Source organism: Williamsia muralis (assembly GCF_002735905.1).
GTDB lineage: Bacteria > Actinomycetota > Actinomycetes > Mycobacteriales > Mycobacteriaceae > Williamsia > Williamsia muralis_A.
This window is the reverse complement of record NZ_PEBD01000002.1, coordinates 22,933-39,458: the sequence shown is the minus strand read 5'-3', so window position 1 is coordinate 39,458 and position 16,526 is coordinate 22,933. Positions and strand designations below refer to the sequence as shown.

Sequence of the window (16,526 nt, the reverse complement as noted above, 5' to 3'; positions counted from 1 at the left end):
GAACAGGAGTTCCACATGTGTGGAATCGTGGGTTTGCACCTACGTGACCGGGCTCTGTACCCCGAGCTGGGCGCACTGCTGACCGGCATGCTCGACCAGATGTGCGACCGCGGCCCCGACTCGGCCGGCATGTCCATCTACGGTGACCCGACGTGGTCGCCCGAGGGCCACGCCACCGTTTCCCTTCTCGAGAACCCACTCTCGGCGTCCGAACTGGCGTCGGCTCTGACCACCGCACTCGGCGTCGAGGCGACAGTCATCGACCTCGAACCAACCACCGTGCTGCATGCGGCCGTTCCGTCCGATGAGCTCGTCGCGGCAGTGCGCGGTGTCGCACCGGCGGCGCGGATCATCGGCTTCGGTAGCGAGGTCACCGTCCTCAAGGGAATGGGCAATCCGACTGAGCTCGCCCACCGCTTCGGCCTACCGAACGCCTCAGGCTGGCAGGGCGTCGCCCACACCCGGATGGCGACCGAATCGGCTGTCACCGCTGAAGGTTCGCATCCCTTCTCTGTCGGCACGGACCAGTGCCTGGTGCACAACGGATCGTTCTCCAACCACATGAGCATCAAGCACGAACTCGAACGCACCGGTGTGGTGTTCGACAGTCAGAACGACACCGAGGTCGGCGCACGGTTCATCGCCAGGCAACTCGCCGAGGGCGTCGATCTCGAGAAGTCACTGCTGATGCTCAACGAGACCTTCGACGGTTTCTACACACTGCTGGTGTCGAACAAGGACTCGTTCGCCGTGGTCCGCGACCCCATCTCATGCAAGCCCGCCGTCATCGCAGAAACCGACCGTTGGGTCGCGATGGCCTCTGAATACCGCGCGCTGGCAGGACTGCCCGGCGTCGACACCGCCCGCATTTTCGAACCCGAACCAGAAGAGGTGTACGTATGGCACCGTCAGTGACCGAGACGCCGAACGCCGTCGCCACAGCGGACGGCACCGATGAGATCACGACGTTCGATCTGCTGTCCACCACCGTCCGTTCAATCAACGAGACCCTGCAGTCCCTGCAGGCGCCGAACCAGTCGGTCATCACCGCGCCACAAGGTGCCCACGCCCTGGCCTGTGGACTCGACAAGGACATCGACGTCACCATCGAAGGACACGTCGGCTACTACTGCGCCGGGATGAACCAGCAGGCCACCGTCACGATCAAAGGGAACGCCGGTGTCGGACTCGCCGAGAACATGATGTCCGGGATCGTACGGGTCACCGGCGACGCCTCGCAGTCGGCCGGAGCCACCGCCCACGGTGGCCTGCTTGTCATCGAGGGCAATGCCGCAGCGCGGTGCGGGATCTCGATGAAGGGCGCCGACATCGTGATCGGCGGCAACATCGGCCACATGAGCGCCTTCATGGGCCAGGCCGGACGACTTGTCGTCTGCGGCGACGCCGGTGAAGCCCTTGGTGATTCGCTGTACGAGGCCCGTATCTACGTCCGCGGCACGGTCGCCTCGCTGGGTGCCGACTGCATCAAGAAAGAGATGCGCGATGAGCACCTCGCCGAACTGGGTGACCTGCTCGCCGCCGCGGGCATCGACGCCGATCCCGCCGACTTCACCCGCTATGGCTCCGCCCGGCAGCTCTACAACTTCCACGTCGACAACGCCGCGGCGTACTGACATTCCGGCGTACAAGGAGCGATGCAAATGACCTACAACCCGACCTTGCGTGAATCGGCCACCTTCGACAGAGGCGTCATCGCCGAAATCCAACGGGCCGCCGACACCGGCATCTACGATATCCGCGGCTGGGGAGCGAAACGCAAACTCCCCCACTTCGACGACCTGCTGTTCCTGGGCGCGTCGATGTCGCGATACCCGCTCGAGGGTTACCGCGAACGCTGCGACACCGACGTGGTGCTTGGCGACCGCAATGCGAAGTTCCCGCTGCACCTGGACATTCCGATCACCATCGCAGGCATGAGTTTTGGTGCACTGTCGGGACAAGCCAAGGAGGCCCTGGGCCGCGGTGCCAGTGAAGTGGGCACCTCGACCACCACGGGTGACGGCGGCATGACCCCCGAAGAGCGCGGTCAGTCGAAGAACCTGGTGTACCAGTACCTTCCGTCGCGGTACGGCATGAACCCCGACGACCTGCGCAAGGCCGACGCGATCGAAATCGTGCTCGGCCAGGGCGCCAAGCCCGGCGGCGGCGGGATGCTCCTGGGACAGAAGATCACCGAACGTGTCGCCGGAATGCGGACGCTGCCCATGGGAGTCGACCAACGATCGGCGTGCCGGCATCCGGACTGGACCGGACCGGACGACCTCGCGATCAAGATCATCGAGCTGCGTGAGATCACCAACTGGGAAAAGCCCATCTACGTCAAGGTCGGTGCCACCCGCACCTACTACGACGTGAAACTGGCCGTCAAAGCCGGCGCCGACGTCGTGGTCGTCGACGGCATGCAGGGTGGAACCGCCGCCACCCAGGACGTGTTCATCGAGCACGTCGGCATCCCGACGCTCGCAGCGATTCCACAGGCAGTCCAAGCGCTGCAAGAGATGGGTCAGCACCGGAAGGTCCAGCTCATCGTGTCCGGCGGTATCCGCTCGGGCGCCGACGTCGCCAAGGCCATGGCTCTCGGTGCCGACGCCGTCGCGATCGGTACCGCTGCGCTCATTGCGTTGGGTGACAACAACCCTCGGTATGCGAAGGAGTATCAAGAGCTCGGTAGCGATGCCGGATTCTACGACGACTTCCAGGCCGGCCGCGATCCTGCCGGGATCACCACGCAGGATCCGGAACTGTCCAAGAACCTTGATCCCGCCGAGGGCGGACGTCGACTCGCCAACTACCTAGGGGTGTTGACCATGGAGGCCCAAACCCTGGCACGCGCCTGCGGCAAGTCGCATCTGCGCAACCTCGAACCCGAGGACCTGGTGGCACTGACAGTCGAATCGTCGGCGATGGCTCGCGTGCCGCTGGCGGGCACCACTTGGATCCCTGGGAAGATGTGACCCTGCCCGAACCCGCCTTCTCAGCGGGGGTTGTCGAGGACACGACCCCTCGCGAAGTGTGCGACGACGGCGCCTTTCCGCTCGAATTGCTGATCGGGTCACAGACCCGGCGGCTGCGGACCAGCGCCGGCCTCTCGGTCAGCGAGATGGCGGCCGCCACCGGGATCTCGAAGTCGATGCTGTCGAAGATCGAGAACGCCCAGACCTCCTGCAGTCTGGCGACATTGTCGAAACTGGCCGCAGCACTCGACGTACCGGTCACCTCGCTCTTCCGTGGCGAGAAGACCCAACGCGAGTCGGTGTTCACCCGGGCCGGAACCGGAGCCGAGATCGTCGGACGCGGCACACGGGCAGGCCATCACTACGAGCTGCTCGGAGCGTTGCGTGGTCAGCATCGGCGGCTCGAAGCTGTCGTCGTGACGCTGCGCGAGCAGACGACATCCGCCCCGCGCTTTCAGCATCCGGGAACCGAGCTGCTCCACATGCTCGAGGGCGAGATGGTGTACGGCCACGACAACTCCGAGTACACCCTGCACGCCGGCGACTCCTTGCTGCTTGACGGCGAAGGTGTGCATGGCCCAACCGAACTCACGCAACTGCCGATCCGATTCCTCGCCGTCACCGCGTATCCCGACAACTACTCAGAATGACAGAAGGACCTGACATGACCGCGTTCGATTCCATGTGGGCATCAATACTCGATGTCGGTCGCGCCACGACCGGCGGCTACCGTCGCTTCGCATGGAACGACGCCGATTTGACGTTGCGCGAGTGGTTCACCGGCGCCGCCACCGACCGCGGCATGTCCGTTGATGAAGACCGGAACGGGAACCTCTGGGCGTGGTGGATACCGGCCGGATGGGAGGGCGATCCAACCGACGCCTTCGTCACCGGGTCGCACCTCGATTCGGTGCCCGACGGCGGCGCGTACGACGGACCACTCGGAGTCGTGTCGTCGTTCATCGCCATCGACATCCTGCGGGAGCGCGGGATCGTCCCCACCAAACCGATTGCTGTCACGGCATTCTCGGACGAAGAGGGCGCACGGTTCGGCGTGGCGTGCGTGGGGTCGCAGCTGACCACCGGCGCGCTGACCCCCGAACGCGCACGGGGACTGCGCGATGCCGACGGGATCACGCTCGCCGAGGCGCTCACGAAGTCCGGCCGCGACCCGTCGCACATCGGCGCCGATCCCACACTGACCGACCGCGTCGGGGTCTACGTCGAACTGCACGTTGAGCAGGGCCGGGGTCTCGACCTGGTCGATCAGCCGATCGCTGTCGCGTCGTCGATCTGGCCGCATGGGCGGTGGTTGTTCAGCTTCACCGGTGAGGCCAACCATGCCGGCGCCACCCGATTGGTCGACCGCCGCGATCCGATGCTCGCGTTCGCGTCGTCGGTCCACACCGCCCGCAGCGCGGCAACCCTGCATGACGCCGTCGCGACATTCGGCAAAGTCCGGGTACTGCCCAACGGCGCCAACGCGATCCCGTCCGAAGTGCTCGCCTGGCTTGACGCCCGTGCCGCCGACGAGCCGACGTTGAACGCGATGGTCGAGCAGATCTCAGCCGAGGCCCGAGAGTTCGCCGACGCTGACGGCATCGGCCTGGCCGTCGAAGCCGAATCCATCACCCCGATCGTCGAATTCCCCGCCGACACACGGCAACGCCTGCAAACTGCGCTCAGTCACCTCGGTGACATTCCGGTGCTCCCCACCGCCGCCGGGCACGACGCCGGCATTCTCTCGGCAAGAGTACCCACCGCGATGCTCTTCGTCCGGAATCCGACTGGGGTGTCGCACTCGCCGCTCGAATTCGCAGAAGCCGAGGACTGCCATCGTGGTGCCGAGGCACTGGCAGATGTGATGGCGGAGTGGGTTCAAGAGTCGAGCGCTGATCGCCACTCCAACGACTTCTTCACCAGCTAGATCACGGGCTCGATCTGTGTCTCGGCCACGGCTCTGGACTTCGGCTCCGAACTGCGTTGCCACCCAGTCGCTGACGTACCGCCATGACGTTTGAACTCGGGTGCGCACGGGCGAGTCCCGCTACCCTGTACAGGCGAGACGTACTGTGCGTCACTGCTGGGCGTCTCACCTGAATCGTGCTGCACGAGCAGGCCCCGGTGATCGCCCAAGGCTGTAAGGAGTCACATGGCCACGGTTGGTGACTTAGTCACCCGTGTCGGCCTCGGGTCATTGGTTCCAGGTTGCGCCGACCGGGTCCTGGACCGTACGGTCGCGGCGGTTGTCGAGATGACGACGCAGGGTCCGTTGGATCTCGACGACGGATCCGTGGTCTACGTGCCGTCGACCTCGTGGTCATTTCTGACAACACCGGAAACGCTTCCTTCGCAACTGAAGTCAGCAGGGGCGTTGGCGGTGGTGGTCAACAACGACGATCTGAAACTCCCACCCGAGTTCGTCGAAGCCTGCGTGCACGCGTCAATTCCGGTCCTGCTCCTGCCAAAGTCCAGGACGTTGGATCAGCTGACAGCTGCTCTGGCGGAGGAGACCACTCGCTTCGACACCCGCGGACTGCACATCTCCTACCTCGATGCGATCCGCAGAGCGCTGAACGGTTTCACCGCGGTCACCGGGACCGAAGCGTTTGTCGTCATGGAAGGCGCCGTGGTGTCCAGTGCACCGGTGGACATCGCACACCTGATCAAGATCCTCGCGCGCAAACCAGTAGCGTTACAGCAAAGCATGTGTGCGATGGCCACTCTCAATGTTCCGCTACCTGCATCTGGTCACACACTGGCGATCCACAATCCGAGTCGTGTCGCACTGGACCTCACCGGAATCGAGAGTCTCGTCCGCGAGATCGATACCTACGCCCAGGCCATCGAGGTGAAGCGGTCAGCTCGACGACAGATCGAAACCGCGCTGGTCCGAGAACTCATCGAGGCCAACGTCGCTTCTGCCACCCTTGATCCGTGGGTCGGATCATTCGATCTCGCGCCAGGGAGCCGGGTCCGGGCAATCGCAGCCGTCCTACCCGAATCCATGAAGTCCGAGAGCGAGGTCGTGGGCAATGCCCTGCGTGACCTGGGTTTACTGGATGGCGGCATCTGCGTCACCGGGGCACACGGTGGCTGCGCGTACGCGCTGATCACACTGCCCGACGGCGAATTCGGGCGATCGGACGAGATCACCGGATTCGAGCATCAATTGAAGCTTCTGGCGGACCTCTTCGAGTTCCGCCACCAGCAGGCCTTGTCTCTGGGCGTGAGTTCCTGCGTCCTCCGAGGCAGTGACGATCTGGTACGCGGCCTGATCAACGCACGACAGCTTGCTGATCGTCAGGCGCGATCGACAGTCGCCGAGATGGACGAGATCCCACTGGCAGTGCCGCTGTCGGCAACGTTGCTCGCCGCCGAACCCGAACTCGCGGCGGTTCTGGGCCGAGCGCTGCTGCAGCCGGTCATCGACTACGACCGGGAGAAAGGCACCAGTTATCTGGAGTCGCTTCGAACGTTCCTGGCGTTGGACTGTCAATGGGCCACCACCGCCACGGAATTGGGTATTCACATCAACACGCTCCGATACCGGCTCAAACGTATCGAAAGACTGACCGGACGGGGGCTCCACACGACGGCCGACCGTTCGGACTACTACCTGGCCCTGTGTTTGCGAGAATCACCCGGGAGCGGTTAGCGACCGTTTTCCTGACCACCACGGCTCTGGAAGTCGTGGTGAAAACTCCTCGAGGACATCGTATTTGCCATTGGACGCCCGTGCGACGTACGACGGATGGGCGCTGTAGTGATTGTTCAGGAAATAGAACGGCAATCCCTCGGGGTTGCGCTCGAATCGAACCCCGAGCAGGGCCGCCGACAAGTGGGCGGGATCAAAAGAGTCCGCGTGTTCGGCGGCAATCCGAATCGCATGAACCGCGTTGTAAGCACCGACCTGGGCTGGATGCGACCATCGCTGCCCCCGGATCTTCCACAGAGACTCACGGTACGAGCTGTTCACATCTGAATCGACGCCGGAGAAATAGGTTCCGGTCATGAAGTGACCGTTGGTCAACTCGGGCGACATGTGGGCCAAGTCGACCTCGGTGGTGACAGTGGCCGCGATCGGCAGAGTCGCCGCGCTGAATCCCGCGTCGTAAAACTGTTGGTAGAAAGCCGAGGTTGAGTCCATACCGACCAGGTTGCAGATGATCACCGACGGATTCTTACGGCGGATGTCGTCCAGAACGGTCTCAAAGTTCGTCTCGCCGAGCGGGGCGTACCAGCTTCCAACGGTCTCGACATCGAGATGAACGCCATGCCGTGCGATGGCCTCCGCCAGCACACGGGGGTACACGTAGTCCGATCCGATGATGTAGACCCGCCGGCCGAGATTGTCGGCGACCCAGCTCAGGTAGTCGGCGAGGTACTGGTTGGGGGCGGCTCCGCAATAAAAGACTCGAGGATCGGCTTCTTCGCCCTCAAAATAGGTCGGATACATCAACAGTGCGCGGTTGGCGTGTATCGCCGGAAGCATCGCCACCCGGCTCGCCGACGTGTAGCCGCCAACGATCACGTTGACGTGCTCCGTCCCACACAGATGGTTGATTCCGCGCGCGCTCGACAACACCTCCGAGTGATCGTCGTAGATCGCCGGACGCAAATCTTGACCGCGTACTCCGCCATCGTTGTTGATCTCATCGACCGCCAGCAGGGCACCGTCGAGAATCGACTGTTCCATCTGAGCCAGCGGACCCGTCAGCGAGAAGAGCATGCCGATCTTCACTCACACGCTCCCGTCGGTGGATGTCATCAGCGGACAAGCCCACTGTAGCCGCATCTTTGGGAACAACGCGAGGGCGTGGCCAGGTAGCGAAAAGCACGTTCGGCGACGTTTCGATCCGATGAACAAACGTAACGCACGCATATCGGTCACGCGGTTGTTACGTACAGCTCAGACGTATGTGCGCAGGTCAGCGCCCGATCGTTGGGGCGGGGTGTGTCAACGTCCAGTCGGTGCGGCATTTGAGTTGGGTGATGCGCCAATTGTTGAAGCGGCCGCCAGGCGGTTTCGTATGGACCGTCCGAGTTATCGCCGAGGAGGCACCCATGACCGAAGCCATCAGCAGGCCACGGAAGATCCGCACAGCCGTCGACATCGGTGGAACATTCACCGACATCTTTGTTCAGCACGGTGACGGCCTGATCACCACCGCCAAGTACCCGACACAATCGGATCCGATCGAAGGCGTGCTCGCCGGCATGGACCGCGCGGGGGTCGCGTGGAAGGACGTCGAATTCTTCTCTCACGGAACAACAATTGCGACCAACGCCCTCATCACACGGACATTCCCGAAGATCGCTCTCGTGACCACGGAGGGATTCCGCGACGTCATCGAGATCCGTCGTGGTGACCGGGAATCGTGGGATCCGTACGAGGAGGTCGGCAAGCCTTTTGTTCCCCGCCGCCACCGCCTCACCGTGTCCGAGCGCATCGGCTACGACGGTGAGATCATCGAACCCCTCGATGAGGCCAGCGCACGGGATATCGCGCGAATCCTCAAGAGACGTGAAATCGAGACCATCGCAGTGTGTTTCATCAACTCATTCACCAACCCGGTACACGAGAACCGGATGGCAGAGATCCTCGCGGAGGAACTGCCGGGTGTCGCGGTCACGACGTCGAGCGACGTTCTCCCGGAAATCTTTGAGTACGAACGGTTCTCGACGACCGTCGCGAACGCGGCATTGGTACCGATCATCGGACCCTACGCCCGTACCCTGGAGGCACGTCTCGAGGAGAGTGGTTACACGAACGATGTACTGCTGCTGCACTCGGGTGGAGGCGTCATGACCCCGAAGATGGCAGAGAAGTACGGTGCTCGTCTGGCCGCCTCGGGCATCGCTGCAGGCGCCATTGCCAGCCGCCACATCGCGCGCCAGTGCGGCTACGAGAACTCGATCGGGTTCGACATGGGCGGCACGTCCACCGACGTGTCTCTGACGGACAACGGCGTTCTCGGAACCACCAACATGTGGAGCGTTGAGTTCGGATACCCGATCTGCTTCCCGAGCATCGAGGTGTTGACTATCGGCGCCGGCGGAGGATCCATCGCCTGGCTCGACGATGCGGGGTCGCTACGCAACGGACCACAATCGGCGGGATCTGACCCCGGGCCCGCCTGCTATGGCGCCGCCGGTGAACTCGCGACCAACACCGACGCCAATCTGATCCTGGGAACGATCGGCAAGAAATTGGCCGGCGGTGTCAAAGAACTCGACGTGGCGTCCGCGTATGCGGCAGTCGAGAAGGTTGCCACACCATTGGGTCTCGAAGTGGAGACCGCCGCGCAGTCGATCATCAAGGTGGCCAACGCCAACATGGCGGACGCTGTGCGTCTGATCTCGATCCGCAAAGGCCACGATCCTCGCGACTTCGCGCTGGTCGGGTTCGGTGGTGCTGGCCCACTGCACGTCGCCTACCTCGCCAAAGAGCTCGGGATCCCGACCGTCATCGTCCCGCCACATCCGGGGGTGACATCCGCGATGGGCTGCATGCTCGTGGACGTCCAGCACGACATCACCAGGATGTATCTCACCGACGCAGCGAACGCCGACCTCGACCACCTCGCACAAACCTTCGAGGACCTCCGAGACGAGGGTCGGCAGCGACTGACGGCCGAGCACGTCAACGACGCCGACATGGTCTTCGAGTACTACCTTGACATGCGCTACAACGGCCAGTGGCGAGCAATAGCCGTGCCGGTGACAATGCCATTCGGTGGCCTCGACGAGGTGGTCGCAACGTTCCACGCCACCCACCTCAAAGAACACAACTACGCGAGTGACGAAGCAGGCGTGGAGATCTACCGGATCTCGGTGCGTGCCATCGGGTTGACACCCCGTGTGGACGCCAAGCCCGCCAAACTGATCGACCCGGCCGACTTCACACCAGTGCCGACGGAGATTCGTCAGGTTCTGTTCCCTGACGAGACGGCCCGACAAGAAACCCCGGTCTACGACCGCACCGACCTTCCGGCCGGCGCTGTGCTCTCCGGTCCGTGCATCGTCGATCAGCTCGATTCCACGACCGTGGTCCCGCCGCAGACAACAGCCCGCGTCGACGCCTGGGGCAACCTGATCCTCAGCCAGGACGTCTGATTCGTTTCCGCCACAACACCACTCACCGTTAGAGGTATGACATGCCCACATCACTCGATCCAGTGACATTCGAAGTACTCAAGAACGCCTTCATCAACACCGTCGACCAGATGGCCGAGCAGATCCTCCGGACCTGCTACTCGTTTGTCATCTACTCGCGCGACTTTTCTTCGGCACTCTGTGACCCCAACGGAGACACTGTCATGCAGGGCACCGGCGACATCGCCGCACACGTCGGCACCCTGCACTACACGGCCAAAGCCGTGATCCGGCAGTTCGAAGGCGATATCCACCCCGGCGACGTATTCGTCATCAATGACGTCTATGAAGGTGGCAGCCACTTCAACGACACCCGAATCATCCGGCCGATTTACTACGACGGTGAACTACTCGGCTACGCACAGGCGAACGGACACTGGGCCGACGTGGGCGGTGCAACTCCGGGCTCGTTCAACGTCAAGGCACTCGATCACATGGGTGAGGGCTTGCGCATTCCGCCGACTCGCCTATGGAGCAAGGACGAGTTCCTCGAGGACGTCGCGTATCTCATCGCGAAGAACACTCGCAATCCGCGCGACATCATCGGCGACATGCAGGCGCAGGCCGAAGCCACCCGCGTAGCCGAGCGCGAAATCCAGCGTCTCTGTGACAAATACGGTGTCGAGACGATCAAAACTGCCATGGCCGAAGTCCAGGACTACGTCGAGGATCTGACGCGCGCCAAGATCAGCGCCCTGCCCGACGGCGTCTGGTACACCGAGGATTACATCGACCAGGACCCCGGCGAGGAGGAAGGCCTGATCCCGGTCACCATGAAGATGACCATCTCTGGCGATACCTGCCACTACGACCTCAGTGGCTCGCACGCGTCGATCGCCTCGATGCTCAACGCCGGGTTCGGCGGGTCGTTCGCCGGCATTGTTGCCGGTACCAAGATGCAGTTCCCGGACATCCCCTTGAACTCGGGCTTCTACCGGGTGGTCACGGCCGATCTCGGTCCGGTTGGCTCGGTTGTCAACGCCGACTGGCCGTCACCCTGTGCTGGATTCTGTTCTGGCCCTTTCGAAAAGATCATGAGCTCCGTCTTCGAGATCTGGTCCGACATCCAGCCGCATCGGGCCATGGCCTGCACCTTCAATCTCGAGTACTTGTTGGTCGGTGGCCGTGACAAACGCAAAGACGGCAACGAGAGCTTCATGTGGTACGACTGGATGATGGGCGGCTGGGGCGCCCGCAACGGTGGCGATGGACACAACGCGTCAGCCGCAGTCTTCGGAGTCCAGTACGGAACACAGCCTTTCGAAGGCCAAGAGCGTCTGGCTCCAGTGCTCACCACCCGTCACGAGTTGGTTCCCGATTCAGGTGGCCCCGGAAAGTTCCGCGGCGGTGTGGGCGCGGAGAAGGGCGGGTATCTGACCGCCAGCAGCAAGACCGTGATGTCTTATTGCTGTGACCGCGAGCGTTCGGTCACCTGGGGGCTCTGGGGTGGGTTGCCCTCCATCCCGCACGGCGTGTGGTTGAACAAGGGCACCGACCGCGAGGAGTATCTCGGTTCGATCTTCGCCGCGGTGCCGATCAAGGCAGGCGACGTTTTCACCCGGCCGTCCGCCGGCGGCGGCGGTCTCGGAGACGCCCTGCAACGTGACGTCGACTCCATCCTCGAAGACGTCATCGACGGGTACGTCACCATCGCGCGGGCCGAGAAGGACTATGGCGTCGTCATCAAGGAGATCGACCCGGAGGTCTTCGACTACGAGGTCGACATCGAGGCCACACTCGCTGCCCGCGAATACATTCGGAACAACCGACACGCCTGGATGACGCGAGATCCGCTGGAAGTGTCCGCCGAATACAAGTCAGGCCTCATCAACGAGATGGACTGCCTGCGCCAGTACGGCGTGATCCTGGACTGGGGCAGCGGCGAGGTCCTCACGACGACCACCGAACAGTTCCGCGCCATGCTTCAACGTCGCACCATCGTCCACTGGACTGACGACGCAAACGTTCCGTACGTCAAGGGAACGTTGACTGTCCACGACTACGCAACCGTTTAGTACAGCTCGATTCTCGCTGTCTGGGTGCCCCCTCAGGGCCGCGGAGGCACCCGGACGCCCCTTCAATCCACTTCTGTTTCGCTTCACAACTCACCTAGGAACGGTCATGACCACAGAAGCACGCAGACCTGCGGCCAGTGAAATACCCCCACTCACAGTCACATTCACCGACGATCCCCATGTGCTCGCCAAGGCGGCCAGCGAAGACTACTCGATGCACATCGTTCCCCGCTCCTGGCGGACATCCCGCACATCGGTGTCGATGGCGTGGTTCGGACTGATGAGCGCGATGTTCTTCGTCGTCATCGGTGCCACCGTCGCCCTGGCGGTCGGCACCATCAACTCGATCATCGGCATCGGGCTATCGGTGGTGGCCTACGGTGTCATCAACTCGATCGCAGCCAAGGTTGCGAACGAAACCGGCACCAGCGTCTCTTTGTTCTCCAGAGTCTTGTTCGGCCGCGCCGGATCAGCCTTCGCAGCAGCACTCTTCGGGATCACCATCGCCTACTACGTGGTGGCAGAGGGATCCATCGTCGCATCGGCGCTCCACGCGTACTTCGGGGCGTTGCCGATCGCCTTCTGGTCACTGGTCGTTGTCCTCTACCAGGCGCCACTGGCGTGGCGCGGAGTCACCACGTGGCTCGACAAGCTCAACGGGGTCCTGTTGCCGCTCTACGTGATCGGCCTCGTCGGATCGGTCGTCTGGACCATCATCGAGTACGGCTACAGCAACGAATGGCTGACATACACACCTGAATCCGCCGCAGACCTCGGCGTTCCCGGTTGGTGGTATGCCTTCGTGATCTACATGGGTGTCTGGGTTGTGACGATGATGGCGTGGGACTACGCCCGCTTCGGCCGGCCCGAGGACGCGAAGTTCAACGCCCGGTTCAGCTTCGGCACTCCCTTCTACATCGTGACCTTGCTGGTCAATGCCATGGTCGGGATCTTCCTGGCACAGACGATCACCATCGCCGGCCCGCTGTCCGAGGAATCGGCAATCCTCGGAATCATCGGCATGATGGGCATTTGGGGCCTGCTATGGGTGGTCGTCAGCCAGACCCGGGTCAACAGTGGCAACTTCTACCTGGCGTCGACGAACTTCCAGAACTTCTTCGCCCGCACCCTGAAGTTCTCGATGCCGCGCACCTTCTGGGTGCTCGTGGTGGCAGTCCTCGTATACCTGATGATGCTCACCAACGTGCTGTCCTGGATAGTCCAGGCGTTGCAGTACCAGGGCGTGGTGATCGTCGGCTGGGTGGCAATTGCCTTGACCCACATCGCATGGATGCGACTGCGGTCGATCCCTGCTGATTCTCTCGAGTTCCGGCCGGGTCGGGTGCCTGCGGTGAACCCGGCAGGTGTTGCCGCCTGGGGAGTGTCCTCCGCGGTGGGAATCTTGATGGTCGCTACCGGCGGACCTGAAGGTGCCGTGTGGGCGCCACCGGTGTCATTTGTCCTGGCCGCCGCTATCTATGGGGTGGCCCTCGGATTCAGCCGAGACGGCTGGTTCACGATGCGACGACCCCATGATCCCCGTGACGAAGTCGACGACATGTGGGAAGCCCGAGTCCAGTGCCACCGCTGCGAAGACAGCTACATCGCATACGAGATGGATCGGGATCCTGCGGCAGACCACGCGCCGATCTGCTTGGCCTGCGCATCCGATGACCTCGAGTTCCAGCGGGCGGCGGCCAAAGAAGCAACGCAGTTTCGCGCGAACAGCAACCTGTAAGAAGTACCGAAGATCCTCCAAGACCCGGGCACGCCATTGGCGGTCCGGGTCATGGTGGCGTCCGGATCATCTGCACAGCAACACGATTCGTAACTACCGACGGGCTCGCATAGCGATCGCTTCCCCGATTCGCGGGCGCGTTCAGCAGTGATGACACAACCGAAGAAATGCGAACGACTGGGTGACGACTGATTCACCGGGCCGTCAGGCCGGCCTCACCAATGCAGTCAGGAATGTCTACTCGTGAAGCACCGAGTGCGTCACCTGCACACTCGAAACGCGTTCCATCAGCGCCATAACGGCGACCGTGGTCTGCACCGACTTGACCACCTCGTCCCCAGTGCCTCTTCGCCCCGGGAACGCTTCACGTCCGACTATCCGCGGATCACGAGCTCAACCGAGTCGGCGTCGACTACATAGTTTTCGCGAGACCGGGGTTCAGGTGTCCGGCAGAGGGCGTGGTCACTGGCGTTCGGTCTCTGCCGCCCGTTTCGGCGGCTCTGAGAGTAGGTATCTGATTGCGGTGTCGCAGAGTTCGTCTTTGAACTGGTCATCCGCGGTGTCGAGTTCGGAGGCGAAATCGGGACCGTATGCAACGTACATCGCCACAGATGACCAAAGGGTGCGGTAGCACGCGCTCAGAGCCGCGGGTACATCGTCGTGGGTGTAGTCGTCCTCACGACTCTGAAGCAACGTCGCGAAGGTGCGCCCCATGGTTGTCATCCATTCCGATCCACGCCGTCGGACCTCCTCGTGCGATGCGGAAAGCCAGATTATGGACCGGATCAGACCTCTTCGCGTCAGGAAGATATCTGCCACGGTTGTCACGGCGAATGAGATCAGATCTTCGGTGGGCGCATCCTCGTAGGATTCTTCGTCTTTTTCGAGGACACGTCGTTCAGTGGTCATTTGATCGAGCACGTTCTCGTACACGGCGAGAAACAGTGCATCTTTGTTCTGCACGCGCGAGTAGATCGCCGCTACCGACACCTCGGCTCGCTCACAGACCGCGCTGATCGTGAACGCATCCAGACCGTCCGTTTCGAGGATCGCGGCCCCGGCGTCGAGGACACGCCCCCAAGCAGCACGTGATCGCGCCTGCTTTGGCGGGCTCACCGAGGTCTGCGCGAGTTGCTGTTGGGTCTGTGGCACCCAACCATCTTAGGTCTACGTAAATAGAACCAGAATTCTTCTTCTGCTTGACATTGACGGGGGTGCTTGTGACACTGGGCACAGTTGATGTGTCGATGTGACGAGGAGCCCGTAGTGAAAGTTGCCGTCGATCGAAACCGTTGCGAGGGTTACGGTTTCTGCGAAGAGAGGGCGCCGGAGATGTTCCGGCTCGACGAGGACGGCGAACTCGAAGTCCTGTCGGAATCGGCCCCCGAGGATAAAAAAGACGCAGTTCGCCGCGCCGTACGTAGCTGTCCGGTGGCGGCCTTGCTGCTGGATGAGTCCTGAGATGGTCGGTCTGGACGACACGGTCGTCGTGGTCGGCGCGTCGATTGCAGGCGTCACCGCAGTCGAAGAACTTCTTGGACTGGGCCACCGGGGCCGGATCGTTCTCATCGATTCTGACAATGCTGAGCCTTACGCTCGACCCCCGTTGTCGAAGGGGGTCCTCACCGGGGCTGACAAGCCGGACTCGGCGCAGTTGCCACCGCTCGACCGCTCGCGAGTCGAGATCGTGCTCGGTGACCGAGTCATGGCTCTGGATCGAGACGGTCAGGCCGTCCGACTGGCGAGCGGTCGAGCTGTCGCATACGGCGGGCTCGTCATCGCCTCGGGCGCCAGAGCGCGCACGCTGTCCAACCTCGGCAAAAACGCCGCCAGGGTCGACGAGTACGTGGTTCGTTCCCTCCGCGACGCCGTCCGTCTACGCGATGCGATCAAAGGCGCATCGTCCATCGCTATCGTCGGCGGCGGTGCGCTGGGAATGGAAATCGCTTCGGCCTGCGTGGGATTGGGTCTGTCCACAACGGTAGTCACAAATGAGGCCCCGATGCTGCGTCAGTGTGGGACCTGGATCTCCGATCTGGTCACACGGCAGGCCATTGCCAGCGGTGTGGACATCCGCATCAATCCGGACGGCGCGTCGCTGGTCCGGTGCGATGATGGTCAACCGGCGGTCCAACTCGCGGACACGATGCTCCACGCAGATGTGATAGTCAGCGCGGTAGGTGACGTTCCGAACGTCGAGTGGCTTGAAAACACTGGCATCCACTGCTCTCCCGGCGTCGTCGTGGATTCACGCTGCCGCGTCACTGACAACATCGTCGCTGCCGGCGATGTCGCTGCGATGGGTGACCCGTTTTGCCGTAACCCGCATTGGTCGAACGCAATCGATCAAGCCCGCGTGGCTGCTGCAGCATTGATACTCGGCGACGCCGCCGATGAACTTATCCACCGTCCGTACTTCTGGACCGACCAGTTCGCACTCTCATTGAAGATGGGCGGGCCCGCACCTTTCGTCGGCCAACCCGAGATCGTCGACGGCTCCGTCGACGATCTTGCCGCGATCCTCCAGTGGAACGAGAGCGGGCGGGCTAAGGGCGCTCTCGCACTGAACAAGCGTATTCCCATTTCCCGGCTACACCGAGTCGCCGGGAACCCAACTCCAACGCCCCGATAGGAGTGTTC

At 62.6% G+C, this 16,526-nt stretch carries 13 protein-coding genes; 11 read left to right on the top strand and 2 right to left on the bottom strand.

All coding sequences use genetic code 11. The features are described 5' to 3' along the window. The first annotated feature begins 15 nt into the window (after positions 1–15). From CSW57_RS00180 to CSW57_RS00155, 6 genes are all read left to right on the top strand, one after another. Positions 16–915 (top strand): class II glutamine amidotransferase, encoded by a 900-nt coding sequence (locus CSW57_RS00180; protein WP_099380952.1) that lies wholly within the window; start codon positions 16–18, stop codon positions 913–915. Further along, entirely contained in the window at positions 900–1,634 is a 735-nt protein-coding gene (locus tag CSW57_RS00175) for a protein glxC (RefSeq protein WP_099380951.1), read from the top strand. Before CSW57_RS00180 ends, CSW57_RS00175 begins: the two co-directional genes overlap by 16 nt. A gap of 27 nt (positions 1,635–1,661) precedes the next feature. Then, entirely contained in the window at positions 1,662–2,975 is a 1,314-nt protein-coding gene (locus CSW57_RS00170) for an FMN-binding glutamate synthase family protein (RefSeq protein ID WP_099380950.1), read from the top strand. After that, positions 2,972–3,625 carry a helix-turn-helix domain-containing protein gene (locus tag CSW57_RS00165; protein ID WP_370623864.1) on the top strand — a complete coding sequence of 218 codons (654 nt, stop codon included), beginning with the start codon at positions 2,972–2,974 and terminating at the stop codon, positions 3,623–3,625. Before CSW57_RS00170 ends, CSW57_RS00165 begins: the two co-directional genes overlap by 4 nt. 14 nt (positions 3,626–3,639) lie before the next feature. Then, entirely contained in the window at positions 3,640–4,902 is a 1,263-nt protein-coding gene (locus tag CSW57_RS00160; RefSeq protein WP_099380949.1) for an allantoate amidohydrolase, read from the top strand. A gap of 327 nt (positions 4,903–5,229) precedes the next feature. Beyond that, positions 5,230–6,633: a PucR family transcriptional regulator gene (locus CSW57_RS00155; RefSeq protein ID WP_189339086.1), complete on the top strand. Its 1,404-nt coding sequence runs from the start codon at positions 5,230–5,232 to the stop codon at positions 6,631–6,633. Here CSW57_RS00155 and CSW57_RS00150 read toward each other — a convergent pair. Further along, a complete protein-coding gene (locus CSW57_RS00150) occupies positions 6,616–7,719 on the bottom strand; it encodes a transporter substrate-binding protein (protein WP_223248951.1) in 1,104 nt (367 codons plus the stop codon). The two genes, CSW57_RS00155 and CSW57_RS00150, sit on opposite strands and share 18 nt — an antisense overlap. A gap of 323 nt (positions 7,720–8,042) precedes the next feature. On the opposite strand from CSW57_RS00150, the gene CSW57_RS00145 reads away from it, so the two are divergent. From CSW57_RS00145 to CSW57_RS00135, 3 genes are all read left to right on the top strand, one after another. Continuing rightward, entirely contained in the window at positions 8,043–10,094 is a 2,052-nt protein-coding gene (locus tag CSW57_RS00145; protein ID WP_099380947.1) for a hydantoinase/oxoprolinase family protein, read from the top strand. Positions 10,095–10,135: 41 nt separating this feature from the next. Further along, entirely contained in the window at positions 10,136–12,148 is a 2,013-nt protein-coding gene (locus CSW57_RS00140; RefSeq protein ID WP_099380946.1) for a hydantoinase B/oxoprolinase family protein, read from the top strand. A 106-nt stretch (positions 12,149–12,254) separates the two neighbouring features. Beyond that, a complete protein-coding gene (locus CSW57_RS00135) occupies positions 12,255–13,886 on the top strand; it encodes a purine-cytosine permease family protein (protein ID WP_099380945.1) in 1,632 nt (543 codons plus the stop codon). A gap of 462 nt (positions 13,887–14,348) precedes the next feature. Here CSW57_RS00135 and CSW57_RS00130 read toward each other — a convergent pair whose 3' ends face one another. Then, positions 14,349–15,038: a TetR/AcrR family transcriptional regulator gene (locus CSW57_RS00130; RefSeq protein ID WP_099380944.1), complete on the bottom strand. Its 690-nt coding sequence runs from the start codon at positions 15,036–15,038 to the stop codon at positions 14,349–14,351. 114 nt (positions 15,039–15,152) lie between these two features. Here CSW57_RS00130 and CSW57_RS00125 point away from each other — a divergent pair, with 114 nt between their 5' ends. Both CSW57_RS00125 and CSW57_RS00120 read left to right on the top strand, forming a co-directional pair. Beyond that, the gene (locus CSW57_RS00125) at positions 15,153–15,347 is read left to right on the top strand and encodes a ferredoxin (protein WP_189339085.1); all 195 of its coding nucleotides are present in this window, start codon (positions 15,153–15,155) and stop codon (positions 15,345–15,347) included. A gap of 1 nt (position 15,348) precedes the next feature. Next, positions 15,349–16,518 carry an NAD(P)/FAD-dependent oxidoreductase gene (locus tag CSW57_RS00120; RefSeq protein WP_189339084.1) on the top strand — a complete coding sequence of 390 codons (1,170 nt, stop codon included), beginning with the start codon at positions 15,349–15,351 and terminating at the stop codon, positions 16,516–16,518. Positions 16,519–16,526: the final 8 nt, after the last annotated feature.

Excerpts from the sequence above, each read along its gene's own strand:
- CSW57_RS00180 (WP_099380952.1), top strand. The coding sequence starts at position 16 with ATGTGTGGAATCGTGGGTTTGCACCTACGTGACCGGGCTCTGTACCCC.
- CSW57_RS00145 (WP_099380947.1), top strand. The coding sequence starts at position 8,043 with ATGACCGAAGCCATCAGCAGGCCACGGAAGATCCGCACAGCCGTCGAC.
- CSW57_RS00135 (WP_099380945.1), top strand. The coding sequence starts at position 12,255 with ATGACCACAGAAGCACGCAGACCTGCGGCCAGTGAAATACCCCCACTC.
- CSW57_RS00175 (WP_099380951.1), top strand. The coding sequence starts at position 900 with ATGGCACCGTCAGTGACCGAGACGCCGAACGCCGTCGCCACAGCGGAC.
- CSW57_RS00160 (WP_099380949.1), top strand. The coding sequence starts at position 3,640 with ATGACCGCGTTCGATTCCATGTGGGCATCAATACTCGATGTCGGTCGC.
- CSW57_RS00120 (WP_189339084.1), top strand. The coding sequence starts at position 15,349 with ATGGTCGGTCTGGACGACACGGTCGTCGTGGTCGGCGCGTCGATTGCA.
- CSW57_RS00155 (WP_189339086.1), top strand. The coding sequence starts at position 5,230 with ATGACGACGCAGGGTCCGTTGGATCTCGACGACGGATCCGTGGTCTAC.
- CSW57_RS00170 (WP_099380950.1), top strand. The coding sequence starts at position 1,662 with ATGACCTACAACCCGACCTTGCGTGAATCGGCCACCTTCGACAGAGGC.
- CSW57_RS00140 (WP_099380946.1), top strand. The coding sequence starts at position 10,136 with ATGCCCACATCACTCGATCCAGTGACATTCGAAGTACTCAAGAACGCC.